At 68.3% G+C, this 26,852-nt stretch carries 20 protein-coding genes and 3 pseudogenes; 16 read left to right on the plus strand and 7 right to left on the minus strand.

The features are described from left to right. Positions 1-195: 195 nt before the first annotated feature. The 8 genes and pseudogenes from FGE12_RS28565 to FGE12_RS31100 all read left to right on the plus strand — a co-directional run. Positions 196-444, plus strand: a pseudogene (locus FGE12_RS28565) (transposase); the annotation flags it as partial. 91 nt (positions 445-535) lie between these two features. Next, positions 536-850 (plus strand): IS66 family insertion sequence element accessory protein TnpB, encoded by a 315-nt coding sequence (locus FGE12_RS28570; RefSeq protein WP_153869819.1) that lies wholly within the window; start codon positions 536-538, stop codon positions 848-850. Further along, a complete protein-coding gene (gene tnpB, locus FGE12_RS30545) occupies positions 850-1,401 on the plus strand; it encodes an IS66 family insertion sequence element accessory protein TnpB (RefSeq protein WP_228531188.1) in 552 nt (183 codons plus the stop codon). The genes FGE12_RS28570 and tnpB overlap by 1 nt, the downstream gene beginning before the upstream one ends. After that, the gene (locus FGE12_RS28580) at positions 1,341-2,687 is read left to right on the plus strand and encodes an IS66 family transposase (protein ID WP_228531194.1); all 1,347 of its coding nucleotides are present in this window, start codon (positions 1,341-1,343) and stop codon (positions 2,685-2,687) included. Before tnpB ends, FGE12_RS28580 begins: the two co-directional genes overlap by 61 nt. Beyond that, a pseudogene (locus FGE12_RS28585) lies at positions 2,611-3,353 on the plus strand (IS5 family transposase); the annotation flags it as partial. The gene FGE12_RS28580 and the pseudogene FGE12_RS28585, both read left to right, overlap by 77 nt. Positions 3,354-3,481: 128 nt before the next feature. Further along, complete coding sequence (locus FGE12_RS28590) at positions 3,482-3,769, plus strand: hypothetical protein (protein WP_153869822.1); 288 nt, start codon at positions 3,482-3,484, stop codon at positions 3,767-3,769. Beyond that, positions 3,766-4,167, plus strand: a complete 402-nt coding sequence (locus FGE12_RS31095) for a recombinase family protein (protein ID WP_153869823.1) — start codon at positions 3,766-3,768, stop codon at positions 4,165-4,167. Before FGE12_RS28590 ends, FGE12_RS31095 begins: the two co-directional genes overlap by 4 nt. Further along, a pseudogene (locus FGE12_RS31100) lies at positions 4,109-4,369 on the plus strand (recombinase family protein); the annotation flags it as partial. The gene FGE12_RS31095 and the pseudogene FGE12_RS31100, both read left to right, overlap by 59 nt. Positions 4,370-4,448: 79 nt before the next feature. On the opposite strand, the gene FGE12_RS28605 reads toward FGE12_RS31100, so the two are convergent. Further along, on the minus strand, positions 4,449-5,372 hold the full coding sequence (locus FGE12_RS28605; protein WP_153869825.1) for a hypothetical protein: 924 nt from the start codon (positions 5,370-5,372) through the stop codon (positions 4,449-4,451). A 74-nt stretch (positions 5,373-5,446) separates the two neighbouring features. Here FGE12_RS28605 and FGE12_RS30815 point away from each other — a divergent pair, with 74 nt between their 5' ends. Next, on the plus strand, positions 5,447-5,896 hold the full coding sequence (locus FGE12_RS30815; protein ID WP_153869826.1) for a recombinase family protein: 450 nt from the start codon (positions 5,447-5,449) through the stop codon (positions 5,894-5,896). Between the two features lie 243 nt (positions 5,897-6,139). Here FGE12_RS30815 and FGE12_RS28615 read toward each other — a convergent pair whose 3' ends face one another. The 4 genes from FGE12_RS28615 to FGE12_RS28630 form a co-directional block, all read right to left on the minus strand. After that, complete coding sequence (locus tag FGE12_RS28615) at positions 6,140-11,629, minus strand: RHS repeat-associated core domain-containing protein (protein ID WP_194798374.1); 5,490 nt, start codon at positions 11,627-11,629, stop codon at positions 6,140-6,142. Positions 11,630-12,728: 1,099 nt separating this feature from the next. Beyond that, positions 12,729-13,559 (minus strand): hypothetical protein, encoded by an 831-nt coding sequence (locus tag FGE12_RS28620; RefSeq protein WP_153869828.1) that lies wholly within the window; start codon positions 13,557-13,559, stop codon positions 12,729-12,731. A gap of 341 nt (positions 13,560-13,900) precedes the next feature. Then, a complete protein-coding gene (locus tag FGE12_RS28625; protein WP_153869829.1) occupies positions 13,901-15,703 on the minus strand; it encodes a monovalent cation:proton antiporter-2 (CPA2) family protein in 1,803 nt (600 codons plus the stop codon). A gap of 52 nt (positions 15,704-15,755) precedes the next feature. After that, positions 15,756-16,280 (minus strand): hypothetical protein, encoded by a 525-nt coding sequence (locus FGE12_RS28630; RefSeq protein ID WP_153869830.1) that lies wholly within the window; start codon positions 16,278-16,280, stop codon positions 15,756-15,758. Between the two features lie 59 nt (positions 16,281-16,339). Here FGE12_RS28630 and FGE12_RS28635 point away from each other — a divergent pair, with 59 nt between their 5' ends. Further along, the gene (locus FGE12_RS28635) at positions 16,340-16,756 is read left to right on the plus strand and encodes a hypothetical protein (protein ID WP_153869831.1); all 417 of its coding nucleotides are present in this window, start codon (positions 16,340-16,342) and stop codon (positions 16,754-16,756) included. Between the two features lie 22 nt (positions 16,757-16,778). Further along, positions 16,779-17,165 (plus strand): nuclear transport factor 2 family protein, encoded by a 387-nt coding sequence (locus FGE12_RS28640; RefSeq protein WP_153869832.1) that lies wholly within the window; start codon positions 16,779-16,781, stop codon positions 17,163-17,165. Here the strand turns inward: FGE12_RS28640 and FGE12_RS28645 are convergent, their stop codons facing one another. Continuing rightward, a complete protein-coding gene (locus FGE12_RS28645; protein WP_194798375.1) occupies positions 17,166-19,028 on the minus strand; it encodes a hypothetical protein in 1,863 nt (620 codons plus the stop codon). It abuts the gene before it with no gap. Between the two features lie 253 nt (positions 19,029-19,281). Between FGE12_RS28645 and FGE12_RS28650 the strand changes: the two genes are divergently transcribed. Further along, the gene (locus FGE12_RS28650) at positions 19,282-21,426 is read left to right on the plus strand and encodes a DUF4215 domain-containing protein (RefSeq protein WP_153869834.1); all 2,145 of its coding nucleotides are present in this window, start codon (positions 19,282-19,284) and stop codon (positions 21,424-21,426) included. 149 nt (positions 21,427-21,575) lie between these two features. Next, entirely contained in the window at positions 21,576-22,841 is a 1,266-nt protein-coding gene (locus FGE12_RS28655) for an MFS transporter (RefSeq protein ID WP_153869835.1), read from the plus strand. A gap of 3 nt (positions 22,842-22,844) precedes the next feature. Here the strand turns inward: FGE12_RS28655 and FGE12_RS28660 are convergent, their stop codons facing one another. Continuing rightward, positions 22,845-23,690, minus strand: a complete 846-nt coding sequence (locus FGE12_RS28660; protein ID WP_153869836.1) for an alpha/beta hydrolase — start codon at positions 23,688-23,690, stop codon at positions 22,845-22,847. 124 nt (positions 23,691-23,814) lie between these two features. On the opposite strand from FGE12_RS28660, the gene FGE12_RS28665 reads away from it, so the two are divergent. The 3 genes from FGE12_RS28665 to FGE12_RS28675 are packed head-to-tail and all read left to right on the plus strand — an operon-like array spanning position 23,815 to position 26,845. Beyond that, the gene (locus tag FGE12_RS28665) at positions 23,815-25,116 is read left to right on the plus strand and encodes a hypothetical protein (RefSeq protein WP_153869837.1); all 1,302 of its coding nucleotides are present in this window, start codon (positions 23,815-23,817) and stop codon (positions 25,114-25,116) included. A 56-nt stretch (positions 25,117-25,172) separates the two neighbouring features. After that, a complete protein-coding gene (locus tag FGE12_RS28670) occupies positions 25,173-26,060 on the plus strand; it encodes a dimethylarginine dimethylaminohydrolase family protein (protein ID WP_228531189.1) in 888 nt (295 codons plus the stop codon). Then, positions 26,057-26,845, plus strand: a complete 789-nt coding sequence (locus tag FGE12_RS28675) for a hypothetical protein (RefSeq protein ID WP_153869838.1) — start codon at positions 26,057-26,059, stop codon at positions 26,843-26,845. The genes FGE12_RS28670 and FGE12_RS28675 overlap by 4 nt, the downstream gene beginning before the upstream one ends. The last annotated feature ends 7 nt before the right edge of the window (positions 26,846-26,852 follow it).

The raw sequence follows: 26,852 nt of genomic DNA on the forward strand, positions 1-26,852 counted from the left end.
GGCGACGAATGGGTGTTTGGCGACTCCATCCGTAGCCTTCGGCGGTGTGGCTCGCTGCGCTCAACCCGCCGGCCCCTCGTCAGACCGACGGCCCCCCTTCAAAACTGCGAAACTCGAACTAAGAGCTCCTTTCAAAAATAGTCCCCGCCACGCTCGGCGGTGCGTTCGCCTCTGAGCGTGCGCACCGTCTGGGGCATGAGGCGGGAACTGGTCACCGATGCCCTCTGGAAGCGCGTGGAGCCGCTGCTGCCGCGCAAGCGGCGCAAGTCGCGGCGCGGCCGCCCGCGGTGCGATGACCGGGCGGCGCTGCGCGGCATTCTCTTCGTGCTCAAGACGGGCATCGCCTGGGAGGACTTGCCGGCGGAGGTCTTCGCGGTGAGTGGCATCACTTGCTGGCGCCGGCTGGATGCGTGGACGCGGGCACACGTCTTCGAGCGACTGCACGAGAAGCGTAACCGCCCGATTGCCGGCGTCCTGAGGCGGGGCGTGCGCGTGCGTTCTTGGGCGCATGCGACGACCTGGACCTGAGGAGTGGATGCAGCTGGTGGCCGAGTTTGCGGCAAGTGGCCTCGAGCAGAAGGAATTCGTGGCCAAGCACGATGTCTCGCTCGGCACCTTCCAATACTGGCTGTACGAGAAGTCCAAACGCGCCTCGGTGCAGCTGTCCAATTCGGAAGCCACGTCGCGGCCCGCCTTTCTGCCGCTGGAAGTCGTAGCGTCGCCCGCGCCGAAGGCGCGGGAGGAGATGGCGGGCCTCCTCGAGGCGCGCTGCGCGAGTGGCCTCGCGGTGCGCTTCGCCGTGGGCACCGACGTGGGCTACGTCGCGGCGCTGCTGCGGGCCCTCGCCTGATGCTGCTGGGCCTCTCCTCGGGCGTGCGCATCCTGCTCGCGCGCGAGCCCATCGACATGCGCAATTCGATTGATGGGCTCGCCGCCATTGTCCGCAACGGCTGGCAGGAGGACCTCTACGCGGGCCACCTCTTCGTCTTCGTGTCGCGCCGCGGAGACCGGCTGAAAATCCTCACCTGGGACGCGGGCGGCTTCGTCCTCACCTACAAGCGCCTGGAGAGGGGGCGCTTCCGCATGCCGCAGCTGAAGGAAGGCGTGCTGGGGGCGCAGCTGGACGCGACCCAGCTCGCGCTACTGCTGGACGGCATCGACCTCTCGCACGTGCGTCGGCCGAGCAAGTGGAGCCCACCGGACGCCCCGGCAGCGCCGCCGCACGGCGGCCTGTTGAAAGGGCAATGGCAGCGCTCCCCGAAGACCACACGTGCCCCTGGCGCGAAGAAGCCGAGAAGCTCAAAGACGAGCTCGGCGAGCTCCGCGCTCAGCTCGAGCAACTGCGCCGTCATGTCTTCGGGCGCAAGAGCGAGAAGATGCCGCCCATCTCGGAGGAACTGAGGAAGGAGCGCCCCGCACCCTCGCCCGAGGCGGTGAAGAAGACGCGGGCGGTTGCGCGCGAGGCCCTGGCCCAGAGTGCCATCACCGAGGTGGTGCACCACCGGGTGCCCGAGGAGGAGCGGCGCTGCCCGGCGTGCGGAGGCCGGGACTTGAAGCCGCTGGGCGAGGGCAAGAAGACTGTCGTGTACGAGTACGTGCCGGCGCGCCTGGTGAAGCAGGTGCACGTGCAGGAGACGCTCGCGTGCAGGTGTGGCGCGGGCGTCGTCACGGCCGCAGGCGCCCCCAAGGCCGTGGAGGGTGGCCACTATGGCCCGGGCCTCATCGCCCACGTCGTCACCGCCAAGGTGGCCGACAGCATCCCGGTGTACCGCCAGGCGAAGGCGCTGCGCCGCGCCGGAATTCCTCTGCACCGCAACACGCTGGGCGACTTGCTGCACACGGCCGCGCGTCAGCTCGCGCCTCTCTCCGCGCGGCTGCTGAAGCTGATTGCCCGCGAGGACGTGGTGCGCGCGGATGAGACGTACGGGCGCGTCCTCGCCGAGGGCAAGACGCGCCGCGGCTTCCTCTGGACGTTTCGCACGAGGTGGCTCGTGGGCTTTCGCTTCAGCCCCACGCGCAGCGGCGAGACGCCGCGCGAGGTGCTGGGCGAGACGAAGGGCTACCTCGTGGTGGATGGCTTTACCGGCTACAACGCCGTCACCCTGCCCGAGGGGCGCGTGCGCGTCGCGTGCTGGGCCCATGCGCGCCGCAAATTCTTCGACGCGCGTACCACCGCGCCGGCCGAGGTGGACGCGATGCTTGCCCTCATCCGCGCGCTGTACCGCGTCGAGCAGGAGGCGAAGGAGGCCGGCGTCAGCGGCACGCCCGTGCACCTGCAGATGCGCCTGCACCAGAGCGCCGCGGTGCTGCGCGACATCGACGCGTGGCTTGCCCGCGAGGCGCCGCTGCACCCGCCCAAGAGTCCCCTGGGCGAGGCCATCCGCTACACGCGCGGCCAGTGGAGGGCGCTTTGCCGCTTCCTCGAGCGCGCGGACTTGCCCCTCGACAACAACGAGTCCGAGCGCGCGCTGCGGCCCGCGGCCCTCGGGCGCAAGAACTACCTCTTCTTCGGCAACGACGAAGCTGGAGAGCACCTCGCCGACCTCTACGCCCTGGTGGCCACCTGCGAGGCGAACGGCGTGGACCCCCAGCGCTACCTCACCGACGTGCTGGTGCGCATCGGCACCACGCGCGCCTCGCGAATCGACTCGCTGCTGCCGCACCGCTGGTCGCCGAACACCTCGTAACTCGCGCCAAGCCCCCACCCGACTCCAAATCTCACGCATCTGGCCGAGCTGCTGCTCAGGTCGCGGCAGAGGAATGCGCGAAGGTCACGTCAGAGATCGGGCGGTTACCGAGAAGCTGCTCGACGAGTTGGGGGCACGCGGCCGCATCGACTGGAAGCGCGCAGCGTTCGACTCGGGCAGCGTCCGGGCGAAAAAGGGGGGCCCGAAACCGGGAAGAATCCCACCGACAGAGGGAAGAAGGGCTCCAAGCACCACGTCGTGACGGACCGCAAGGGCAGCCCGCTGGCCGTGCTCCTGTCGGCCGCCAACGTGCACGACATGAAGCGGGCGCTGCCTCTGCTCGACGCGATCTCGCCCGTCCATACCGGGCGCCGCGGGCGGCCGCGCAGGCGCCCCACGAAGGCGCACGGCGACAAGGGCTACGACTTTCCCATCATCCGCCGCGAGCTGCGCAGGCGCCGCATCATCCCGCGCATCGCCCGGCGCGGAGTCGAGTCCAGCCAGAAGCTGGGACGCCACCGCTGGGTGGTGGAGCGCACCCTCTCCTGGCTTCACAACCTCAAGCGCCTGCGCATCCGCGAGGAGCGCCGCGCCGACATCCACCTCTCGCTGATGCACCTTGGTTGCAGCCTCATCCTGCTGAGGCGGCTTACCAGGCATTATTGAAAGGAGTTCTAAGCCGCTGGGATCCACGGAGGGCCTGCGCACGCTCCTTCGCGGCGTGGCGGGCCCTTCGCGCTTCGTCCGGCGGCCTCCACCCAGGTGGGCGCCTAGAAGCGTGCAGCCTGCCAACCTTGTTCCGCGTGACCAGAATCCGCCGCACCGAGTATTTCGACGTCTGGGCCGGAGAGATGCCCTCCGCCGCTGAGTGCTGCGCACGGCGCGCACACCTGCGCGCCATGGGATGGCGGATCGTGGACGTTTCCGAGAGCTGGCCAGCATTCGAAAGCTGCGGCGCAAGAACACCACTCAAGACGAACATCGGCATCTACCTCAATCACGTCTTCGACTTCATCGAACTCGGTGACGTGCTCTGGGTTGGTGACCTCCTCACCGTGTGCCAGACACAGAAGTGCGCATGAGCGCGCCCTCTGTGAACGCGATCTACATCCGCACCTCAACGGCGGACCAAGATGGCGCCGCTCAGATTCACGCTCTGCGGCGGGCTTCTAAGGCTCGTGGATGGACGGCTCCGCGCGAATTCATCGACCTCGGGCACTCTGGGGCGAAGGCCAGCCGCCCGGCCCTCGATGCCCTCAAGCGGGCGGCACGCGCTGGGGAGGTGCGTCAGGTGATGGTCTTCGGGCTCGACCGGCTCGGACGCAGCCTGAGGGACCTACTCGTGCTCCTCGACGAGCTGGCGGCAGTCGGCTGCGCCGTCTCAGCCTGCGCGAGAGCATCGACCTCACCACGCCCACGGCCGGCTGCTGGTCCACATGATTGCAGCCCTCGCGGAGTTCGAGCGCGAGCTGATTCGTGAGCGCGTGCGCTCGGGCATCGCCCGGGTGAAGGCGACAGGTCGCACGCGGAGCGGCAAGGCGGTGGGCAGGCCGAGGCGCGAGGTAGACCTTGCCGCTGTTCACCTCCTCCGTGAGCAGGGGCGCTCGTGGCGGGAGATCGCCATCGCCCTCAAGGTGCCGAGCCGAACGCTCCGCAGGGCGTGCGGCTCCGCTGGGGCATAACCTGAACCTTTCGCCTCACCTACCTGCTCCGAAGGAGAAGCGAGCGCGAAATCGGACCAGGGTTTTGCCCCGGTACCGCCTACCCGCGACCTGCGGCACGACCCGGTGTTCTCTCCTGCTCGCGGAGGATCTCGACCGCCGAAAGGAACGGCTCGCCCGCTAGATTGAGCCGGCTCACCTTCGCGTCGAGCAGCGCAGGCAAGGTCAGCTCACCACTCAGGACAGTCCGAAGGTCCATCCCGTCAACGAGCACAATTGTCTTGTCAGGGTTCTGCTTGAGCACCGGAACGACGTTCTGGGTCCATCCCTCCATCGACAGGAAGAGGCCCATCGTCTGCCGCCCGGATCGGTTCACCTGCCCGAGGAGTCCATCGAGGTCCCGACCATCCGCCGGTGTCTGCCGCCAGCGGCACTCCACCAGGTAGAACCAGCCCTTGTAGTCGAAGGCGCCGTCGATCTGCTCCGCCCCATCGTTTCTCGTGAAGCTCTTGGTGGGACGGACCTCGTAGAGCGCTAGCAAGTCCGCTAGGAGCGTTTGCAGCTCGTAACCGCGCCTCTGACGGTCGGCCGAGGTGGCCATTTGGTCGAACCGAGTGAGGAGCCCTTCGCGCTGACGCTCGAATTCGCGGCGCCGGGCTCGCTCCTGCTCAACGCGCCGCTCCTCTGCTCCTGAGTCCGAGACTGCCGGCCGGGCGACTTCAAAGCCCGCTCGTCGCAGGGCATCGTCAAGCTGTGCGCAGAGATCGGCCTTGTTGTGCGCGAGCTGGTGCAGGAAGAGCCGTACCCGTTCGGTCCTGACGGCAGGAGCCATCTCCTCGCGACCAACGGAGCAGAGCCAGTCGTAGATCCTCCGCGCCCGCGCAGAGCTGATGGACTCCACCGGAAATGAGTCCACGCGAATGCCCAGGACCGCATTTCCGTAGCGCTCGATCTCCTTGAGAACCGTTTCATACTTGAGCAGGTCCCCACTCTCGACTGCGAGGAGCCGGATGTTGGGCGGCATGAGATGCGGACTCCTCAGCAGTTGGGTGGCGGAGCACACGGCTGCAACGCCGCACAGTCTAGCTCCACCACTCCATGCCTGGCGCCATCAACACCGTGCTCGGACTGGACCGCCTCGGCGTGCCGGTGGTGTCCGTGCGCGAGCCCTGGCTGGACAACACGGGGCCTGTGCGCTCGCTGCTGGTGGCGATCTTCGGCTGGGTCGCGGAGCAGGAGCGCAGCCGGCTCATCGAGCGCACCCGGGCAGGGCTCGCCCGAGCACGTGCACAGGGCAAGCGGCTGGGGCGTCCACGGGCGTCGCAGTTCGCGCTCGCGAGCGCGGCGGATCTCGTCACCCCAAAGGAGTGGTCCGCCCGCGCGCTGAAGGTGCCCCACGGCAGGTGGGAGCGTACCGCCCTGCGTTCAACCCTCCAGCCGCTTAGGGTTGAACAGGGTTTTGGAGCATTGGCATCCCACACACACAAAGTTGAAGCGCTCTACGGAGTGCGTGCGCAATGGAATCCCTGCGGGCCAGGGTCGCCATGAATGCAACTATAACCATCTGCACATCCACCGACTCCCGGACCGCACCGTTTGGCGCAAACCGTAACTGCCGCGGGCATTCCGCCTCGCGTGGTCGCACCATGCGACCATAAGCACGATTCACCATCGGCGCATCCAAAACTGAAGGCGCAAGCTAGTCGCACAATCCCAATGGCCCACAGGGAACCAACCAAGGCGACAATTAGCAATAACGCCGCAATCCAAGCCCGCTCCCAAGGGCGACGCCTACCCACCAAAGCACTCGCTCGTAAGCCGTTCAGCATTGTTGCTCCAAACTGGCCACCAGTTGTCAGTCATCCACTGAGGGAAGCTGTCCGAAAACGGATCTGCGGCATACAACTTGTAAGCATGAAACGACTCATGGAGAATCGACTTTGCGAGCGTTTGGACCGCTAGGTCGCTTCCGCCCCAGCAAGCGTCGTCTCGGACTTCTATCCACGCGATGATTGGTCCCGCCGCGTACTGTCCAGGTGGCCCCAAGGGAGTCTGGGCGAAAGTATAGCCCCAGTGAACACCATTCTCGGTCGGCCGGGCCGTTGGGAACGGATTGCCGTTTGACTGATTTGTAGACAGGCCCGGATCCTTGACAATGAGGATTGGCAAGCCATCTCTGTCCCTCATAATCTCACACACTTTTTCCGGCACCTTCCCAGGGCACCCGCATTTTCTGAAGCCGCCTACGGCACATCCCGCGGCCTCCTTCGCTCGCTGAAGTGCCTTTGGCCAGTTAGGACACACTTCCTCTGGCGGACCTTGCAGCGTGTGACGCCCATTCGGGTCAGTATTTCTTAATGGGTTGTTTTTACCGTATCCATATACTGGCAGTGCGGCTGCCCTTGCTGCCGTCATAGCCAACGGCTCCGGCTGCAGGTACCGCCCGATGCTCGGGTCGTAGTAGCGGTTCCAGTTCTCGAAGAGGTCGGTCTCGGCGTCGTGGTACTGGCCGGGGAAACGAATGGGCGTGAAGAGAGGCTGCGCCCCCGTCTGGTATCGCCGGTACTCGTAGGCAGAGAACGCTGCGCCCATCCCCTTGCGGTCAGGCCCGCGTGCGTTGGCATCGCAAGAGCACGAGCAGGCACCAGGCTGCACTCCACAGCCACCCAGGCTCTTCAGGTAGAGGGAGACGCCGGAAGTGCCCGGCGTAACCCATGACGTCCATCCGTGTCGCTGGCGGGCCCCCAAAGAAGTCAGGACACCATTGGTTGCCGCATCACGCACCTCGATCGCGTCCGAGGGCGCGCCGGAGCACGCCTCTTTGGCGCAGCCGGCCTCGCAGTCGGTAGCGAGTTCCACCGCTTCGTAAAGCAGGCGCATTTGCAGTTGCGTTGCGGGCGTGCTCGCCACGGTGGGCTGCTTCAGGGTTCCACCGAAGGCGCCGCGGAACGTTCCATAGGGATGAGGGGTCTCGGCGCTGATCGCCACACGATTCACATGACCAAAAGCGTCGTGCTCGCCCACGCCAGTCACCCGCGCATTGGAATCAAGTGCGAGGACAGGCTTCCCCATCCAATCAGTGGCAAGCGCGTAGATTCCGCATGCCGCTCCTTCGCCAAGTCGAACACAGTCGGTCGTAGCGTCGGACTGACGGGCGTAGGAGCTATCGAGCAGGCCCCGAACAAGCGCGATCGGACGTCCACTCAGCCAGACGTACTCATCGGTAGGATGATTGGTCGCGCCAACGGCCGAGGTATTGCCAACATCCACGAGTAGGTCGTGCACGGTGTCGTAGAAGAACTCGTCGACCGCGCCGCTCGGATACACCTTTGCGCGTCGACGATTTTGCGCATCGTAATAGTAGCTGTATGCAGCTCCACCAATGGACGCCGTGCGGAACACGGTGTCCGATCCGCCGTTAGCGAGGTTGCCAGAATTGTTGAAGCTCAGGTCATTGAAGGGAATGCCCTGGCTATCGCGCGGACCGCCGATCCCGCTGAGGCGTCCATCCGCGTCGTAACTGTACTGGTAGTTGAGCCAGCCACTGCTCTGCGGGGCGCGAGCCGTGAGCCAATCAGGGTGGCTGACATCCGAACGCGACAGGGTCCAGGAGCGGGACTCCCCGCTCTCTGAAGTGCGGTTGCCACGTGCGTCGTAGGAATACGCTCGACTGCCGAACGAACCGCCAGCAGCCGACAGGGTACCGGTCGCTGCAGTCAAACGGAGCAACTTGTCGTAACTGTATGTCTCGGTCCGCGGAGTGGTCGCTCCGAGCAGGTGCGTGTCGGAGCGCACCACCTGGTCCGCCGTCCACGTGTAAAACTGGCGAAGGATATTGCCACTCCCCGAGCCCGGCACAAATGTCCCACCGACCCCAAGGTTGGTGACCCAGAGCGCCCGGGTGCGGCCGGTCGTGTCGGGCACCAACTGGCTCGCATCTGAGAGGGCCGTATAGGCCGGAGGCGTGTTCCCCGCCTGGCCGAGGGCGTACTCAACCCCGAGGACGTTGGTGCCCAGGTGGAGCTGGTAGCCGCGCAGGTCGCCGTAGGGCTCCCAAGCGAGGTGGCTGATGACGGTCACCGTTGAGGTGGCTCCGGCAGCGCCAAACGTCGTCATGCGGACCGCCTGTACTCGGTTGAAGAGCTCAGGGTTGGCACCGTAGTCGTAATTCACAACACGCCCGTACGGGTACTCGATGGACAACAAGTTCCCGTTGACGTCGTAGGCATAGCTCGTGTTCGGATTGTTGTACGCCGACGCGGAAGACCCAACCACGCTGCACCCAGACATCGCACCGGTCCGGATGCGAACCTCCCTCGTTGTACGTCCAGAAGCGTCGTAGCTGTACCAAGTGCGCCCGAAAGAGTCGTCTCTCCAGAGGAGGCGTCCCTTCGTATTCTCAAGCACGCCGCAGCCTGCAGGCATCGTCGCGGACGCGTCGTACGCCTGAGCGTAGAGAACTTCGCCGCCAGTTGTGAGGTTGGGATTCCGGTGCGTAAGCGCCGTAAGGCGGCCGAGAGAATCGTAGCCATACTCGAGGTAGTCTCGCGCCGACGTCGCCGCCATCGTGGGCGTCTGCTTGATGGTCGTGTTCCCCGCGGCGTCGTGAGCGTAGTTGACGGCCCCGCCACTTCCCCCAGGGATGCCCATGGCGGGGCTGGTCACCTTCACCAGCCCACCGAAGTCATCGAACTGATAGGCCGTGCTCGGCTGCGTGCAACTGGCGTAGGTATCGCTTCCACTGCAGCCGACCTTGACGCCAGACACGTTTCCTTGAGCGTCATACGCGAATAGGGTGCGCTGCGTGGGTACCTTATCCGACGGATACTCCTCGACTTGGACGAGTCGGTCCGCGCGGTCATACAACATCGCAGTGCAGTTGCCGCCTACCGCGGGCTGACCATTGGGGCCCGTCACCGCACACCACGAGGGGGGTGAATTGAAAGACGCACCGATGGCCGAGAGATTGTCGGCCGCGTCATAGCCCTTCTTGGCCGAGTAGGCCCCACTGCCCTCGCCCCATCCCTCGAGCGTCCGTCGACGGTGAGCATCGGCAGCGTAGGTGCGGACGCGACGCACCTCCCCATTCGACGCGATAAAGCTCTCCTTCTGCAGGGTGCCGTCTGGCCAGTACGCATACAGCACCTTCTCGCTGAACTGGGCACCCGCGGCGTCTGCTGCACGGGCCCGCCACTGCACCTTGTCGGTGAGCGTGCCCCCCACGCAACCCCAATTGTCGGTACCGGCTCGGTAGCACGTCACCTCGAAGTCGCCCTTAGGATGCTTCTCGGCTTCGATGTGCCCAGCGCTGTCGTAACTGTAAACGGTAAAGAGGGATGGAGCTCCTACCTGCGGGAATGGCTCACTCCTCCGCAGCAGCCGTCCGTTGGCCACGTAGCTGCTCACGCTCTGGCCATTCGGATCCGTCGTGGTCGTGACCTCCTCACCATTCGCGCTCGAATACGCATAGGCGGTGATGAGTGGGGACGGGAGATCCGTTCCGCCCACAGCGACGGACTGCAGCTTACCAGCGGAGGGCCATCCCGCGCTGTCAGGGAAATATGTATAGAGAGTCTTAGCGAAAGGCGCGGCCGTGCAGTCCGTATCCGCAGTGCTACCGACCCAGCATGGACCATGCATTTCGAGCGTTCGCCCATGAGGATCGTCTGTCCCACCAGGCAGCTGGCGCTTGAAATAGAAGGTGGCTCGCACCTTGGGAACCACGCTCCAAACGCCGCTGGTCGGGTCGAACGTCTGGGAGAAACCTGAATCGTACCTGGCCGCCAAGCGCCCATCCGCGTCGTATCGGTAGGTCGTGGCAGCATCGCCGCCAGGGACCAGGACACTATTCCGTGCGGCGCTCGAGACCTGCTGTGTGGTCTCCGGCGCATACACATATTGGTAACGGGTTTCCTCGAGCGCCGAGCCCCCGTCGGCATCCAGCGCGCCGCGCTTCTCACTGCGACGTTCCAGGGTCTGAACGCCCCCGTCCAGCGTCACCGCGACGTAGTCATAGGTCGTCCAACTGTTCCGTTTGTCCTTCTCAGCTACTACCGCGACCGAACCGGCATCCGCGAGTCGGGCGTACTCGTACCGTTGGGTGCCCGGACTACACGCGCCGGACGAAAGGCAGGAGTCCGTCACCTGATACAATTGACCGGATTCACCGCTACTGGCGAGCACATCGTACTCATGTGTCAGCTGCGCTTGTTGCGGATTGCCATTGCCAACACCCGCAATCAGGTCCGTCACGGTGTGCCGGACCACGCCACTGCCCGCACAAGTCCCGGGCACAGCACACGGAACATAACTCGGTGCGCTGATGGTGACGTTTTCCCCAGGGCCTGTGACGCTGGTCACATCTCCGCTGGACGAGTCGGTTCCATGACTTACAACTGGGAGCCCGCCCAGCTTCACGTCGATGCCGGCATTGCTGGCACCTCCATTGGTTGGGTAGCTGTACTCCTCGGAGCGACCGTCCGAATACGCTACAGTCAGGAGTCGGCCCGGGCGCTCAGAGCCCTGTTCCACCGTGTAGGAATAAGTGGCCAGCGGAGTGGACTCGACACCGCCTGCGTTAGGCATCCGCTTCAGGGCCCGCAGGACGCACTCCGGGCCCGAACCATCCAGACGGTCTAGCTGAACGTAATCAAAGCCAAGCGACTCGCCGAGAGGCAAGTCCACTCGCGAGAGGAAGGGGGCGACTGCACCGCCCGTGGAGCCAGCACCGCAACTCACGGAGGGAGGAGTGGCGGGGGGAGGAGTAGCATACGAAAGGGTGGCCAATTGCGCCCCCTTCGAGGACTTGATGCGCGTGAGGAAATACGCCGCTCCGGTCTTCCACTGAGCTGCATATTCGCGCTGCTCCCCGTTGGACAGGATGGCACGGAAGCCCTGGTTACCGAGGTATTGCAGGCGAACACGTTCGCTCAGGGCGGGCCCGCTGGCGACCGCCCAGCAGTTGACCGTCGAGCAGGGCCCGAAGGTCCATTCCGAGCCGCTCCCGAGCCGCAGTCGCCACGAGCCCGTCGCGACTTCGACGCGCTCGTACAAGCTGTGCGTCCACGCAGCTACCGTGCTGTTTCGCGGGTCCGAACCAAAGGGCTTCGGCATCAGCGCAGCGTTGGTGCTCTTGTCTGCAGGCAACTGCGAATGATACGTGCGGCTGAAGACGACCGACCCCTGCGCCATCGACGCTGTGTAATCGTCACGCCACACCACGCTTTTGCCGCTCGCCAAGTCAACGGGATCCCCATAGATCCCCCGCGGGCTGCCGTTCACTAAGCACTTATTGGCAGGACGCTCACGCTTGCAATCATCCTTCGGCTTGCAATAATTTTGCGGCGATCCGGTCTGGTACAAATGCCACATGTTATCAGCTTCAAACTTCGAATAAGTGCCGTAGGCACCCCTTTGCCAGACTCCTGGGCAGCCATCCGCCGTAAAACAATCACCGCCCTCAGGGGACGACGCATTGCAGAGGTCTCTACTGATGCCCGGATTGACAATTCTACAATATTGGTTATCAGGGTTGTTCCCGCAAAGAAAGACACCGCCGTTGCACTCTGACCCATCGCAGGGGCAGCTCCAAAAAAAGTACCTGCTCCCAATCTTTGGCCCAGTCGACGGGGATTTGCTTCCAATCGTCGGGTCGACGCTGGTCAGGTTTTTGTCGTAGTAGCAATCGTCATACCGGACTGCACACCACTCCGTTTGTGCGTGGGCGGCCCCCCCGGACAGTGCTACCAACGCCAGCGCGCAACGGAAGATCGGGGCAGCGAAATCAAAAAGTCTTTTGAGCGAGCGCACGCGAGACCCATCTTGATGTGAAGGCGAAGGAACCATCGAGGTGTCGGTTGGACGCGAAAACTTTTCGAGCAGGCTGGGCCGTGTCACTTTGCGCCCCCTGTCGTCGGTGTGCGCCAGGTGGCGGGGCGGGGCTGCCAGGATTGAGGCGGTACGCAGAGGCTGCCTCCCTCCCCCGGCACGACCTGCACACAGGTCCAGTCGTCGGCGCAGTCGCGAGGGAATTGACACCGCGCGCTACAGACATACCCTCCAGCGCGTCCAGGCGCGGCGCCAACAGCATTAGGCGTCTGAAGACAGACGCCTGAGGCGCAATCGCTCTCGCCTCCTGAAGAACATTCCTCCCCCATCTGCCGGGCGCGGCTTCCCGCCTTCAGCTCACGAACCTCAGAGACCACGGGGTGCAGGTGCTCTTCTCCTGTCGACCCAAGAGTGGACGACCCAACATTTGAGGTGCCCGAGCCACAGGCGATAAATGCACCCGCCAGCAGGCTCCCACAAATGATTGCACCAGTGCGGCTCAGGCGGCGGATGAGACTCTTCCTCTGAACTTGTCCGGACATCATCGCGGGCCTCACTGACAGGGCTTGCATGACAGACCCTCGTCTGCCGCACCGTTGTTGTTGTCATCACAGCCGTTGCACACTTCGGCGGATGTGCAGACGTTGGTCGTCGGCTGGCAGCTGCTGTTGCAGGCCAGGGTCGAGGGCACTCCGCACGAGGTGGTGCAGGCGATGGTCCCACTGCACCCTGCACAAGCGCTCCACTGGCCTGCGCCGCAGGTCTGGCTTCCTGCTCCGCTGCAGCCGTTGCTGCAAACCTGGGTCAGCGTATTGGGCGCTCCATTCCCAGGTGCGTTATCGACGACACCGTCCCCATTGTCGTCGCAGTTGTTGCAAACCTCAGCGCCCGTATTGCAGCCGCTAAGAGTTCCTGCGCTACAAACCTGGGTACCGCCCTTGCCGCATGCACTGCAGCTCTGGATGAAGCTGTAGGGAACATTGCTGCCGGACGCGTTGTCGACGACGCCGTCGCCGTTGTCGTCGCAGTTGTTGCACACCTCGGGTCCGGCGTTGCACGTCCCCAGCACGCCTGCCTTACAGGCCATCGCGCCGGTCTTGCCGCAGGCGCTGCAACTCACTGTGAGGCTGTAGGCGACGTTGCTGCCCGAGGCGTTGTCAACGACGCCGTCGGCGTCGTCATCACAGTTATTGCAGGTCTCTGGGACGGGATTGCAACTGCAGCTGCTGATGTATTTCCTCAGCTCCGGGTCGAAGACCCGGGTGCAGACCTGAGTTCCCTGGCAGCCATTGCTTTGCGTACAGCTCGCCGCTTCTGCGACGGAGCTCGCGAACATGGCAGATAAGACGACGGCCCAAAGGGCGCTCCACAAGCCACGGCTCATTCGTGCTCCGTGCAGCGACGGCCACGCGGGCACGCAAGGCCGCTCGCACATCGAGCGGGCGGTCGCTGGCGTCGGGAAGCTGACATGGAGAAACTGCGCAGGTCAAGCAAGACTGGATAGTCCAGAAACACGGACTAGGCCGTTATTGATGGAAAAAATTCGTACCGCTGCACTCGGAACCGCTTCTGGTCCCGCGGGGCGCAGGTCCGCGCTGCGCGCAGGCGTGCTCGCGGCGCGAAGTTCCACTGGCGGCCGGCCAGAGAGGGGTTCCCGCGCGACGGAAGGGACGGAGTAGCCGTTCGCCCCGCGGCTGATGCTTCTGCATCCTCGTTGCGAGGAGCTCAGCTGCTCTTGCGCCGCTCGGCCTCGTCCGCGGCGAAGAGCTGCTCGAGCTCCTGGCGGCCGCGCTGTGAGATCTCGGCGAGCTTCTTCTCATCCCCCTGGTGGCGGTAGGCGCGCAGCAGCATCGCCTCGTCCAGCTCGCGGAAGCGCTCGATGGACTCGCGCGCCTCGGAGTAGCCCATCGTGAGCTCCTCGAGCACCTCCTGCGTCATCTCCAGGCTCGCCGCGAAGGTCTCGCGCATCACGTGCACCACCCCCAGGTCCAAGAGTGCGTAGGCGTGCTGGCGGTTGCGCGCCCGGGCGATGATGGTCAGCTGCGGGAAGTGCTGCTTCGCCGTCTGCACGATGTGCACGCTGGCCTGCGCGTCGTCCACCGCCACCACCAGCACCTTCGCCTTGTCCGCGCGCGCCGCGCGCAGCAGGTCGAGGCGCGCCGCGTCCCCGTAGAACACCTTGGTGGTGCCGAAGCGGCGCAGGAAGTCGATGTGCTCGGAGTTGATGTCCATGGCGGTGAAGCCGATGCGCTTGGCCGCGAGCACGCGCGCCACCACCTGCCCCACCCGACCCATGCCGGCGATGATGACCGGGTTGTCCTCGGTGGCCGCCACGTCGAAGTCGCGCTTCTGCTGCCGGCGCGCGCGCAGGCGCGGCCGCACGAGCCGCTCGTGCACCAGGTAGAGCAGCGGCGTCACGCCCATGGAGAGGCTCACCACCACCACCAGCAGGTCCGCGAGCGCGCGGTCCATCACGCGCTGGGCCACCGCGAGGCTGAAGAGCACGAAGGCGAACTCTCCGCCCTGGCTGATGACCACCGCGAGATCCAGCCCGGACTCCTTGCTCCGCAGGCTCCAGCGCCCCAGCCCGTAGAGCACCACCCCCTTGAGCAGCACCAGCAGCAGCACCAGCGCGGCCACCCCCAGCGGCCGCGCGGCGATGAGCCCGAGGTTCACGCTCATCCCCACCGAGAGGAAGAAGAGCCCGAGCAAGAGCCCCTTGAAGGGCTCGATGTCCGCCTCCAGCTCGTGCTTGAACTCGCTGTTGGCCAGCAGCACGCCGGCGAGGAAGGCGCCCAGCGCCGGGGACAGGCCCACCTGGCTCACCCCCACCGCCGTGCCCAGCACCACCAGCAGCGCCGTCGCGGTGAACAGCTCCTGGCTGTGCGTGTTCGCCACGATCTTGAAGAGCGGCCGCACCACGAAGGGCGCCCCCAGCACCACCGCCGCGAGCACCCCCACCACCTTGAGCCCCACCACCCAGCCCGGCGCGCTGCTGGGCGCCGCGGCCCCCGCGCCGCCGTCCGCGAGGAAGGGCAGCAGCGCCAGGATGGGGATGACCGCGAGGTCCTGGAACAGCAGGATGCCGAAGGCCGCGCGCCCGTGGTCCTGGGTGAGCTCGTTCTTCTCCGCGAGCAACTGCAGCGCGAACGCGGTGGAGGAGAGCGAGAGCCCCAGCCCCGCCACCAGTGCCGGGCGCCAGGAGAGCCCCAGCGCCATGCCCACTGCGCCCAGGAGCAGCGCGCTCAGCAGCACCTGCGCGCCGCCCAGCCCGAACACCCCGCGGCGCAGCTCCCACAGGCGCGAGGGCTGCAGCTCCAGCCCGATGAGGAAGAGCAGCAGCACCACCCCGAACTCGGAGATGTGCATCACCGCCTCCACCTCGCCGATGAGGCGCAGGCCCCAGGGGCCGATGACCGCGCCGGCCGCGAGGTAGCCGAGCACCGAGCCCAGCCCGAGCCGCTTGAAGAGGGGCACGGACACCACGGTGGCCGCGAGGAAGATGAGCGCCTGCTGGAGCCAGGACATGCCGCCCTCATTGCACGCCCGGCCCCGCGGCCACAACGCTCGCGCGGCGCGCCTAGAGCGTGAGCACCAGGGTCGCGCGCTCCTCGCCGCCCTCCCGCGTGCACTGCAGCACGGGCTGACCGAGCCGGCGCACCCAGTCCGCCCAGTAGGGCTCCTGCAGCAGCGGGTCGTCCGCGAACACCGCCTGCAGCCGCCGCTCCGGGAGCCCCGGGGCCTGGATGTCCAGGTGCACGTGCGCGGGGATGTGGCGCGCCTGGCCTCCCAGGGTCACGGTCCACGGATAGCGGCCGGGATGGATGGTGCGCAGGACGAAGGCTCCCTGGGCATCCGAGCGCAGCCAGGCGGAGAGGCGCGCGTGGGGTTCGTCCATGGGGCGCTCGCGCGTGTAGTGCCCCTGCGCGTCGGTCTGGTAGGCGTGCACCTGCGCGCCCGCCACCGGCCGTCCGTCGCGCGTCCTCAGGCGCACGGTCAGCTCGAGCCGCACGCCGGGCTCCGTGGCCGGAGCGAGCTGCACGGGCGCAGGCGCGCGCGCCGCCGCGAGCAGCAGCGCGCCGAGCAGCAGGACGGGGCTGGACATGGGGCGACCCTCCTGGGGAGACGTAGGAGCGTAGCGCGAGTGCAGGTACGCTCGGGCGCGTGAACGTCACGCCCTCCCGCCCCTACTCCCTGTCCCGCGGCCGCGCCGTGTGGATGGGCCTGCTCGCCTTCCTGCCCCTGGCCTTCCTCGGGCTTTTCTTCGTGGCCTTCTTCGGGATGGCGCTGAGCGACTTCGCGCGCGCCCAGGGACACGGCGGCCCGCAGCCCGAGCTGCCGCTCTTCTTCCTCCTCGTGTTCTTCCCGCTGCAGTGCGTGTTCATGGTGGCCTGGGTCACGAGCATCGTGCTCTACGTGCTCGACCTCTTCCGCAACCCGCACGTGCCCGACAACCTGCGGCCGGTGTGGGCCATCCTCTTCTTCTTCATGGGCATGCTCACCCTGCCCGTGTACTGGTTCCTCTACCTGTGGCAGCCCTCGGGCCGGCCGCCGCTCGTGCCCGGACCGGAGGCGGTTTGATGCTCGACCGGAGGTAGTCCCGATGGACGCGAACCTGCAGCTCATCCAGGAGGCCTACGCGGCGTACGCGCGGGGCGACGTCGCGGCGGTGTTCTCGCTGCTGCACCCGGACGTGGAGATCCACCAGACGCCCCTGCTTCCCTGGGGCGGAGACCACCGCGGGCACGCAGGCGCGCGCACCTTCTTCCAGCGGCTGGGCGAGCACACCCAGGCCGTGCCCCAGCCCGAGCAGTACCTCGCGGCCGGCGACGACGTGGTGGCGGTGGGCCGCCTGCGCGGGCGGGCGCGCGCCTCGGGCCGCCCCATCGACCTGGCCATCGTGCACGTGTGGACCGTGCGCGAGGGGCGCATCGTGCGCTTCACCGCGTACATCGACACGCCGGCGATGCTGCAGGCGCTCGCCCCCTGACTAGGGGCGCCTCGGAGGCAGAGGGGGATCAGCCGTCTCGAGCGCCCGCTCTGCGACTTCGTGGATACCCAGCGCCCGTTCATAGGTATCCGGCCCCTGAGCGCCCCCCGTCGATGTGGCTCCCCCTACGAGGTCCACTCGCATCCGCTGGCCGCAGCCGTAGGAAGTGAACTCGGCGCGGGTGCGCTGCGGGGTTCCGTTGGGACACGACCACTCCAGCACCGCGGAGTAGCCAGTCGTGGACTGGCAATCCGAAGGCACCTCGGGTCGGGTCGACGCAGCGACGAGCTCGCGCATCAGCGCCTCGCCCTCGGCGCGAGTGAGCTGGCGCTTCACTTCGACCGGGCCATCGCCCACATCCCGCTTGCCGTGCAGTGCGGCACCATCCGGGGCAAGCTCGAGGACGAGCGAGCTCTGCGTTCCGCCGAAGCAGCCCTGGATCCCGAAGTCCACCTTCACCGAGGCCCTGGGCGAGGAGACCGCGCAGTCGAAGGGCGTCTCCCAGTGCGTCTGCGTGCTCTCGCTCCCACCTCCGGGACGCCGCCCCGAGGCGACGGTGAAGTCATACGCTTCGAGGGCGTCGGTGGTGGGCTCCCAGCGATGCCCTGCGTCTCGCGAGCGAAGCAGGCCTCCGCCGGTCAGCTCGGCGAAAACCCTCCCGTCCGCGAGGAAGACGATGTCGCGTACTGGAGTGCGCGGGAGGCGTCCCACCCGGTACCAGGTGCGGCCTCCATCCTGGGTGGCGGCGACCTGGTCTCCTGCCCAGCCGAGCCAGCTCTGCGGCGTGCGCTGCGCGAGTCCTTCCAGTTGCGTCAGCGTGCCGCGAGGGCGCGTCAGGAGCGGCCCCGCTCGCGTCACCTTCCCCGTCACTTCGAGCTGCAGTCCTTCTGGATGCGGGCTGGCGATGACGTCGGGTCCCACGATCCAGGCGTCCGCAAACGATGGAAGCCAAGCCGCGAGCGGAAGGCCTGCGGCACTTGAGGTCACCACTTGACGGCCATCCGGCCTCGTCGAGACGTATCGCCCGCTCTCCTGCTGCCTCCCGATTGGCTGCCATGTCTTGCCGCCATCGTCGGTGCGGAAGAGACCATCCGAGCCGCCAACCCAGCCGATGCTCCGCGTGAGGCGCAGGACGTGACGCAGCTCGGGAGGCAAGCCCGGCGTGCCGGCAAAGAGTACCCGCGGCGCCTGCTTCGGCGGCGTGAGCGCCGCCCAGGTCTCACCACCATCCTCCGTCTTCCAGAGCGTTCCTTGCATGCCCGCGGCCCAGCCGCTGTCCGGCGTGAGGAACGAGAGAGACATGCATCGGTCCTCCCCGTTGAAGGGCGACGCCTTCAGCTCAGCCCACCGAGCTCCCGCGTCATCGCTCCGGTAGATGCGCCCCGAGGAGCCACACACCCAGGTCCGCGCTCCGCTTCGCTCCAATGAGTAGACCCAGAGGGGCTCGGGCAGGGGCACCGCCTTCCAGGTCCGCCCAGCGTCGACGGTGCGAAGCACGCGCGCCCCGATGTAGCCGGCAGCAACCCCCACATCCGGCGAGTACCAGGCGAGGAAATCCAACGTGCGCAAGGTCTCCCCCTCGGCCTCCAGCGCCTTGCCGAGAGCAGCCTGCAGCTCGGTGGCGGGTTGCCAGGAGTGGCCCGAATCCTCACTGCGCAACACCTGCACGACGGACCCCTCAGCAGAGCCCGTTTCCGGATCGATGCGCCGCGGTGCCAATGCCCACCAGTCCTGCGGAAGGCGAGCGCTGACCAGTCGGGGGCGGACGTGGAGCTCCGCGACGCTGAAGTCGACCTTGGGCAAGGGGGGCGGTGAAGCTGCGGTCAGGAGAGCAGCCACTGCAGCGGCGCAGGCGAACGTCATGGGTGAAGCCTCCGTGGTCGCCATCCTCGCTGGCCCTCCGTGGAGATTCTTCACCGTGTCTTCATGGCTCCCACATTCGTTCGGCAGCAAGCGATGCCCTGCGCCGTACAGAGGGCCCCACGTGTCGGCCCGGAGGCCCCGCCTGCTCTCCGCACGTGCAGACGCAATCGGGTTGCACATACATCCCCCCACCTATCTGGGCGCGGGGGCGGTCGGGTAAAGGGGCGCGGCCCCTTCCCTCCCGAGGTCTCCCGTGTCGCACCTCCGTCCCCTGCGCCACTGCGCCCTGCTCGCGCTGCTGCTCCTGCCCCTGCTCGCCTGCTCCGGTACCGAGGACGCACAGGCCCCGGCGCGCTGCGGCGACGCGAAGGTGGACAGCGGGGAGCGCTGCGACGACGGGAACACCCAGGGGGGCGACGGCTGCAGCGCGGACTGCCGCTCGCTCGAGCGCTGCGGGGACGGGGTGCTCGAGACGGCGCGCGGCGAGGTCTGCGACGACGGCAACACGGTGGCCGGCGACGGCTGCAGCTCGGACTGCCACTCGAACGAGTCCTGCGGCAACGGCACGGTGGACACGGCGGCCGGCGAGGCCTGTGACGACGGCAACACCGTGGGCGGCGACGGCTGCAGCGCGGACTGCCGCACCCGCGAGGGCTGCGGGAACGGGGTGAAGGACGTGGGCGAGGTCTGCGACGACGGCAACGCGAGCAACGAGGACGACTGCCTCACGGCCTGCGTGCTCGCGCGCTGCGGCGACGGCCAGGTGGACCGCGCGGAGCCGGGCGTGGAGGCCTGCGACGACGGCAACACCGAGACCGAGACCGAGTGCCCCTACGGCACCGACCACTGCACCCGCTGCGATGCCACCTGCGGCGCGAAGCTCGAGCTCACCGGCAACGTGTGCGGCGATGGCGTGACCGCCCCCGGCCACGAGGCCTGCGACGATGGCAACACCACCACCGAGACCGCCTGCCCCGATGGCGTGGCCAACTGCACCGCGTGCGACGCGTCCTGCGGCACCGTGCTCCACCTGACGGGCTCCGTGTGCGGTGACGGCCAGGTGAGCGGCGGCGAGGCCTGCGACGACGGCAACACCGTGAGCGAGGCGCAGTGTCCCTACGGCGAAACGCAGTGCAGCGCCTGCAACGCCAACTGCAGCGCCGTGCTTCAGCTGACGGGCAACTTCTGCGGCGACGCCAAGGTGACCGACAGCGAGCGCTGCGACGACGGCAACACCGTTACAGAGACCGAGTGCGCCTATGGGACGCGCACCTGCACCACCTGCAACGCGACCTGCAGCACTGCCCTGCAGCTCACCGGCCGCTTCTGCGGCGACGGCGCGAAGAACGATGCCTCGGAGGTCTGCGACGACGGCAACACCGTCACGGAGACCGAGTGCCCCTATGGCGTCCCTCGCTGCGACGCCTGCAGCGCCACCTGCGGCGCCGTGCTCAGCCTCACCGGCCGCTACTGCGGGGACGGCGCGAAGAACGACCCCCGGGAGCTGTGCGACGACGGCAACAATATCGACGAGACCGAGTGCCCCTACGGCACGCGCACCTGCACCACCTGCAACAGCACCTGTTCCGGCGTGCGCTCGCTCACCGGCGGCGTCTGCGGCGACGGCGTGAAGAACGGCCCGGAGGAGTGCGACGACGGCAACACCGTGAACGGGGACGGCTGCAGCTCCGGCTGCACCATCGAGCACACCTGCGGCAACGGCATCCTCGAGAAGGGCGAGGCCTGCGACGACGGCAACACGGTGACCGAGACCTCCTGCCCCTACGGCACCGCGAGCTGCACCGCCTGCAACGCCACCTGCACGGGCACGGTGAGCCTCACCGGCCCGGTGTGCGGCGACGGCGTGAAGAACGGCCCCGAGGCCTGCGACGACGGCAACACGCTCGCCTGCGGCACCTGCAGCGCGAACTGCCTCATCGTGCAGCTGGCCCCGGCGACCGGGAGCATCGTGACCGTGGCAGGCAGCAGCGTGCTCGACGGGGAGACCGTCACCCTCGTCGACGGGTTCCTCGGCGGCGCGCGCGTCTTCGAGTTCGACCGCAACGGCTCGGTGACGCAGGGCCGCGTGGGCGTGAGCGTCACCACGACCTTCACGGCAGACCAGGTGGCAGCCTCGCTCGCCGCGGCCATCAACGCCCAGACCGGGGACTTCCGCATCGGCGCCACGGCCTCCGGGACCACGGTGACGGTGACCCAGAAGCAGGACGGCAGCCTCGGCAACCGCGCCATCACCGAGACGGTCGGGGCGGCCGGCTTCAAGGCAACGGGCCTGAGCGGCGGCGCCGGCTACGACTGCACCGCCGGCACCCGCTGCACCCGCAGCGAGGATTGCGACTTGTCGCTCGTGTGCTCGGGCGGCACCTGCACGTCGCCCTGAGCCGGGGCGTCTATCCCTCACCCCGACCCTCTCCCAAAGGGAGAGGGGACATTGGCGCAGCGCAGCACGCGTCCTGAAAGGTGAATCACCGTTCATGTTTTTTCGGGCTGCGCTTGCCTCCTGCGGGCGGAGGGCGTTTCATCCGCGCCATGAAGTTCCTGCGCGACCTCCGCTCGGTGCTGACGCTCACGGTCCTGGTGGCCGGGCTCGGCTACTTCGTCGACCTCTTCGACATCACGCTCTTCGGCGTGGTGCGCACCGCGTCCCTGCACGACCTTGGCATCACCGACCCCCGCGAGGTGCTGGACTCGGGCGCCTTCATCTACAACTGCCAGATGGTGGGCCTGATGCTGGGCGGCCTGCTGTGGGGTGTGCTCGGCGACAAGCGCGGGCGCCTCTCGGTGATGTTCGGCTCCATCCTGCTCTACTCCTTCGCGAACCTGGCCAACGCCTTCGCCTGGAACGTGACGAGCTACGGAGCCTGCCGCTTCCTCGGCGGCGTGGGGCTCGCGGGGGAGCTGGGCGCGGCCATCACGCTGGTGGCCGAGAGCCTGCCCAAGGACAAGCGCGGCCTGGGCACCACGCTGGTGGCCACCCTGGGCATGCTGGGGATCGTGGCGGCGGCGCTGCTGGGCCAGCACCTGCCCTGGAAGGCGGCCTACGTCACCGGCGGCCTGATGGGGCTCGCGCTGCTCTTCGCCCGCTTCAAGGTGAGCGAGAGCGAGCTGTTCAAGAAGCACCCGGGCGCAGCCGCTCGCGCGAACCCGCTGCTGCTGCTGCAGGGCGGACGCTTCCTCAAGTACCTCAGCTGCATCCTCATCGGCGTGCCCATCTACTTCACCACCGGCGTGCTCTTCACCTTCGCGCCCGAGCTCACGCGGGGCCTCAACGTGCAGGGGACGGTGACGGCCGGTGACGCCATCCTCTACGGCTCCATCGGCCTCACGCTGGGAGACCTGCTCGCCGGCCTCTTCAGCCAGGCGCTCAAGAGCCGCAAGCGCGCGGTGGGGCTCAACCTGGTGGCGGGCTTCGGCCTCATGCTGGTGTACGGGCTGGTGCCGGGCCTGACGAGCACCGCCATCTACGTGCTCAGCTTCTTCATCGGCATCACCGTGGGCTACTGGGCGGTGCTGGTGACGATGGCGGCCGAGCAGTTCGGCACCAACATCCGCGCCACGGTGGCCACCACGGTGCCCAACTTCGTGCGCGGCTCGGCCGTGTTCGCGGTGATGGGCTTCAAGGCGCTCAAGGACCACATGCCGGTCTCCAGCGCGGCGCTGCTGGTGGGCAGCATCTGCTTCGGGCTCGCGCTGCTCGCGCTCACCCGCATCCAGGAGACGTTCCACCACAGCCTCGACTACGAGGAGAGCGCCGCCGAGCCGCACGCGGCCCGCAGCAGCACCCGCGCCGGCTGAGCCCTACGGCGCGAACAGCGCCTCGAGGGCGGCGAGCGAGCCCTCGTGGGTCATCACCCCGAAGTGGTTCGCCTCCACGTCCACGCGCCGGGCGTGGGGCACCTCGCGCCCGAAGCGCTCGTAGTCCTCCGCGCGGATGACGAAGCCGCCGGGGCCCATGCCCTGCGCCGCGCGCAGCACCAGCGCAGGCGTCTCCTTGCGCAGGCTGCCCCAGTGGCTGCGCGCATCGTGCGCCTTGCCGTACTCGAGGTCCTCCTTCACCACGGCCATGTCGGTGCGCGCGCGCACGCCGCCCTCGGGAGCGCGGGTGAGCTCGTAGCGGTAGTGCCGCTCCCACACCTCGTTCCAGGGCGCGACCACGCCGGCGTCTCGCACGGCCGCCACGTACGCGTCCTCGGAGGGGAAGGTGAGCCCGAGCCGGCGCAGCCCGTCTCCGATGGGGCCCAGCGCCGCGGCCTCCGGCGGGCCCAGCGCGTCGATGAGCGCCACGCGGCTCACGCGCGCCGCATCGAGCGAGAGCAGGGCGAGGCTCACGAAGGCGCCCATCGAGTGGCCGATGAGGCCGAAGCGCTCGGCGCCCAGGGCGCTCGCGGCATCCAGCACGTCCTGTGCGTGGTTCGGCCAGCCGTGGCTGCCGGGGGCGCCGGAGGGGCTCTGGCCGCGTCCGCGCAGGTCCAGCGCCACCACCTGCAGCCCTCGCGCGGCGAGGCGCGGCGCGATGGCACCGAAGCTCAGCGCGTTGGCCGAGAGGCCCGGGACACAGAGCACCAGCGGGGCGCCGGCCACACCGTAGCGGTGGGCGTGCAGCGGGCCGCGGGGCAGGGAGAGGTCGAAGGCGGAGGGCGTCATGCGTGCGTGCCCGCAAGAGGACCACGCCTCCCCCTCTGCTTCCACGCCTCTCTCCAGAAAAGTGCGCAGGGTGGACGGGGGGCCCCTTGCCGCGCTGCGCGAAGGTCCTCTCAGATGGGCGCCCATGCACGCGTCCGCCGCTCCGCTCGCCGAGGCCCCCACCCTGCCCGCTGCGTCCGCCGCCGTTCCGTGGACGCGCCTGCACCGGGTGGGCTTCCGCTTCACCTTCAGCTACCTGCTGCTCTACCTGGCGCCCTCGCCGGTGGACATGGTTCCCGGCCTGGGGCCCCTGTTCGAGGCATACGGGCACCTGTGGGAGTGGGGGGTGCAGCGCGTGGGCGTGGGCCTGCTGCACCTTCCCGCCCCCATCCCCAACACCCCCAGCGGCAGCGGAGACCGGCTCTTCGACTGGGTGTGGAACCTCAGCGTGCTGCTGCTCGCGCTGCTCGCGACGCTCGCGTGGTCGCTGGTGGACGAGCGGCGAAGGGACGCGCCGCGCGCCTACCCCCGCGCGGCGGCCTTCCTGCGCGTGTACCTGCGCTACGCGCTCGCCACCATCCTGCTCGGCTACGGGCTGGTGAAGGTGTTCGCGCTCCAGATGCCCGCGCCGGACGTGGCGCGCCTCACGTCCACCTATGGCGAGAGCTCGCCCATGGGGCTCTTGTGGACCTTCATCGGCGCCTCCACCGGCTACCAGATGTTCTGCGGCGCGGCGGAGACGCTCGCGGGGCTGCTGCTCCTCTTCCGGCGCACCACGCTGCTGGGCGCGCTGCTCGCGGCGGGCGCCATGGCCAACGTGGTGGCGCTCAACTACTTCTACGACGTGCCGGTGAAGCTGTACTCCTCGAACCTGCTGCTCTTCTCGCTGCTGCTGGTGCTGCCGGACCTGCGGCGGCTCGTGGACGTGCTGCTGCTGCAGCGCGCGGTGGCGGCGCCGCCGCCCCTGCGCACCCCCTTCGCGGACTGTCGCGTGGAGTGGGCCTCGCGCGGGCTCAAGGCGCTGGTGGTGGGCGGGCTGCTGGTGCTGATGGTGAAGGGCAACGTGGAGCGCCGCGCGACCCAGGGCGCGGTGACGCCGGAGCTCGCGCCGCTGCAAGGGCTGTGGAAGGTGCAGGCCTTCGAGGCCTCCGGCGTCGAGGCGGCCACCCCGCCCTGGGGTGAGCTCGCGGTGGGCCCCTACCGCACGGGCCTGCGCGCGGCGGACGGGACGTACTGGCGCTACGGCATGAAGGTCGAGAAGGGCACGCTCACGCTCGCGAGCGCTCTCGCACCGAAGCAGGCGCCGCTCACCTGGGCGCAGCCGGACCCGGAGCACCTGGTGCTCGAGCGGCCGGGCCTGCGCGTGCGGCTCGAGCGCCAGTCCCCGCAGTTCCTGCTCACCACGCGCGGCTTTCACTGGGTGAGCGAGGTCCCCTACAACCGCTGAGGGCGCTCGCGCCAAGACCGTTGCGGCCTCCCCCCCGGCCGGGGCAGAACCGGGGCATGCAGACGCTCTACTTCATGTCCCCTCCGGGCCCGACCTGGGCCCTGCGCGGCCGCGCGAACTTCCGCTCGCGCGAGGCGGCGCCCGCGGACGCAGCGGGCGCGCGCGCCGAGTGGCTGCGGCTCGCGCGGGCCATCGAGGCGCGCGGCGGCACCGTGGTCGCGCTGCCCAGCCCCGACGCCGCCCTCACCGGCCTGCCCTACGCCGCGGAGTGCGGGCACGCGCTCGCACGCCCGGGCCAGTCGCCCCTCTTCCTCCTGCCGCGCATGAAGGGCGCGCACCGCCAGCCGGAGCGCGAGCACTGGGCGCCGCTCGCGCGCGCGATGGGCTTCGAGGTGGTGGACCCGGGCGCGGGCGTCTGGGAGGCGCAAGGCGACGTGGCCGAGTTCGACGGCTGCACGCTGCTGTTCTGGGGCGGGCGCACGGACCGCGAGGGGCACGAGGCCGCGCGCCGCCACTTCCCCGGCGAGGTGCTGGAGCTGCAGATCCGCGAGCCCGCCTTCCACGGCAACATGGCGCTCCTGCCCCTGCCCGCAGTGGACCGGCTGCTGGTGTGCCCGGAGGTCATCGTGCCGCAGGACTACGCGGCGCTGGAGCGGCGCTTCGGCCGCGAGCGACTGCTGCCGGTGAGCGAGGAGGAGATCCGCAGCTACGCGACGAACGGGCTGCCGGTGGGCAAGGACTGGCTCGCCCCCAGCGTGGTGCCCGAGCGGGTGCGCGCGCTCGTCGCGGCGAGCGGCATGCAGGTGGTGCCCCTGCCGATGGTGAACCTCTGCGAGAAGGGCGGCGGGGCCAGCCGCTGCCTCGTGATGGTGGCGCGCGTGGACGGGGTGCAGGTGCCCGAGGCGAACCGCCTCGCCACGGTCGCGCGCGAGCTCGAGGCATGAGCGCGCTCGCCCACGCGGCGGAGGAGTTCTTCGCGCGGGAGCCCGAGCTCTCGCTCGCGGCGCTCGGCTCGCGCGAGAGCCGGGGCGCGCTGGACCTCTTGCCCTGCGGGCGCGGCGTGGAGTTCCTCGCGGCCGAGGAGCACGGCGCGTGGGCGCAGCAGTACCTCACCCTGAACCAGCACGCCTTCGGGCCGCTGGGGCTGCCGCGCTGGGTACTCAGCGACCTGTACCTGCTGCCCTCTGTCGTGGGGCTGGTGCGCGCGCCCTCGCGGCTCCTGCGCGAGGACGTGCAGCAGAAGCTCGCGCTGCCCCCCGAGTCGCTCGCCATCGCCGCGGCCTACGTGGCGGTGCCCGCGCTCACGCCGGGGCTCTTCGCGGGCGTGTCGCTCTTGAGCTTCCTTCCCGGCGCGAAGGCGAGCGCGTGGGTGAAGACGCTCACGCTCAAGATGCTGGGAGCGCAGCGGCTGCGCGGCGTCACGCAGTGGGACAGCAGCGCAGTGCGCGTGCACACGCGGCTGGGGCCGATGCGGCTGGTGGGGCGCGCGCCGGGGAGCCACGAGTACGCCGAGCGCACCTTCGTGTACGAGACCGACCTGCGCACGGAGGACACCTGGGCGCGCTGCATGCGCCGCGAGCTGCAGCTGCCCCACACCCGGCGCGTGCGCACCGACGATGCGTCCACGCTCGCGGCGCTGCTGGACCGCGCGCAAGGGGGAGAGCCGCTCTACCTCGTGCCCCCGGGCCTCGACGACGGCCACGTCCTCGTCCACGAGGGCGCGCTGTAGCGGTCGC

The organism is Aggregicoccus sp. 17bor-14, assembly GCF_009659535.1.
In the GTDB taxonomy this organism is placed as follows: domain Bacteria; phylum Myxococcota; class Myxococcia; order Myxococcales; family Myxococcaceae; genus Aggregicoccus.

Excerpts from the sequence above, each read along its gene's own strand:
- FGE12_RS28570 (WP_153869819.1), top strand. The coding sequence starts at position 536 with ATGCAGCTGGTGGCCGAGTTTGCGGCAAGTGGCCTCGAGCAGAAGGAA.
- tnpB (WP_228531188.1), top strand. The coding sequence starts at position 850 with ATGCTGCTGGGCCTCTCCTCGGGCGTGCGCATCCTGCTCGCGCGCGAG.
- FGE12_RS31095 (WP_153869823.1), top strand. The coding sequence starts at position 3,766 with ATGAGCGCGCCCTCTGTGAACGCGATCTACATCCGCACCTCAACGGCG.
- FGE12_RS28605 (WP_153869825.1), bottom strand. The coding sequence starts at position 5,372 with ATGCCGCCCAACATCCGGCTCCTCGCAGTCGAGAGTGGGGACCTGCTC.
- FGE12_RS30815 (WP_153869826.1), top strand. The coding sequence starts at position 5,447 with ATGCCTGGCGCCATCAACACCGTGCTCGGACTGGACCGCCTCGGCGTG.
- FGE12_RS28620 (WP_153869828.1), bottom strand. The coding sequence starts at position 13,559 with ATGAGCCGTGGCTTGTGGAGCGCCCTTTGGGCCGTCGTCTTATCTGCC.
- FGE12_RS28625 (WP_153869829.1), bottom strand. The coding sequence starts at position 15,703 with ATGTCCTGGCTCCAGCAGGCGCTCATCTTCCTCGCGGCCACCGTGGTG.
- FGE12_RS28630 (WP_153869830.1), bottom strand. The coding sequence starts at position 16,280 with ATGTCCAGCCCCGTCCTGCTGCTCGGCGCGCTGCTGCTCGCGGCGGCG.
- FGE12_RS28640 (WP_153869832.1), top strand. The coding sequence starts at position 16,779 with ATGGACGCGAACCTGCAGCTCATCCAGGAGGCCTACGCGGCGTACGCG.
- FGE12_RS28645 (WP_194798375.1), bottom strand. The coding sequence starts at position 19,028 with ATGACGTTCGCCTGCGCCGCTGCAGTGGCTGCTCTCCTGACCGCAGCT.
- FGE12_RS28655 (WP_153869835.1), top strand. The coding sequence starts at position 21,576 with ATGAAGTTCCTGCGCGACCTCCGCTCGGTGCTGACGCTCACGGTCCTG.
- FGE12_RS28660 (WP_153869836.1), bottom strand. The coding sequence starts at position 23,690 with ATGACGCCCTCCGCCTTCGACCTCTCCCTGCCCCGCGGCCCGCTGCAC.
- FGE12_RS28665 (WP_153869837.1), top strand. The coding sequence starts at position 23,815 with ATGCACGCGTCCGCCGCTCCGCTCGCCGAGGCCCCCACCCTGCCCGCT.
- FGE12_RS28670 (WP_228531189.1), top strand. The coding sequence starts at position 25,173 with ATGCAGACGCTCTACTTCATGTCCCCTCCGGGCCCGACCTGGGCCCTG.
- FGE12_RS28675 (WP_153869838.1), top strand. The coding sequence starts at position 26,057 with ATGAGCGCGCTCGCCCACGCGGCGGAGGAGTTCTTCGCGCGGGAGCCC.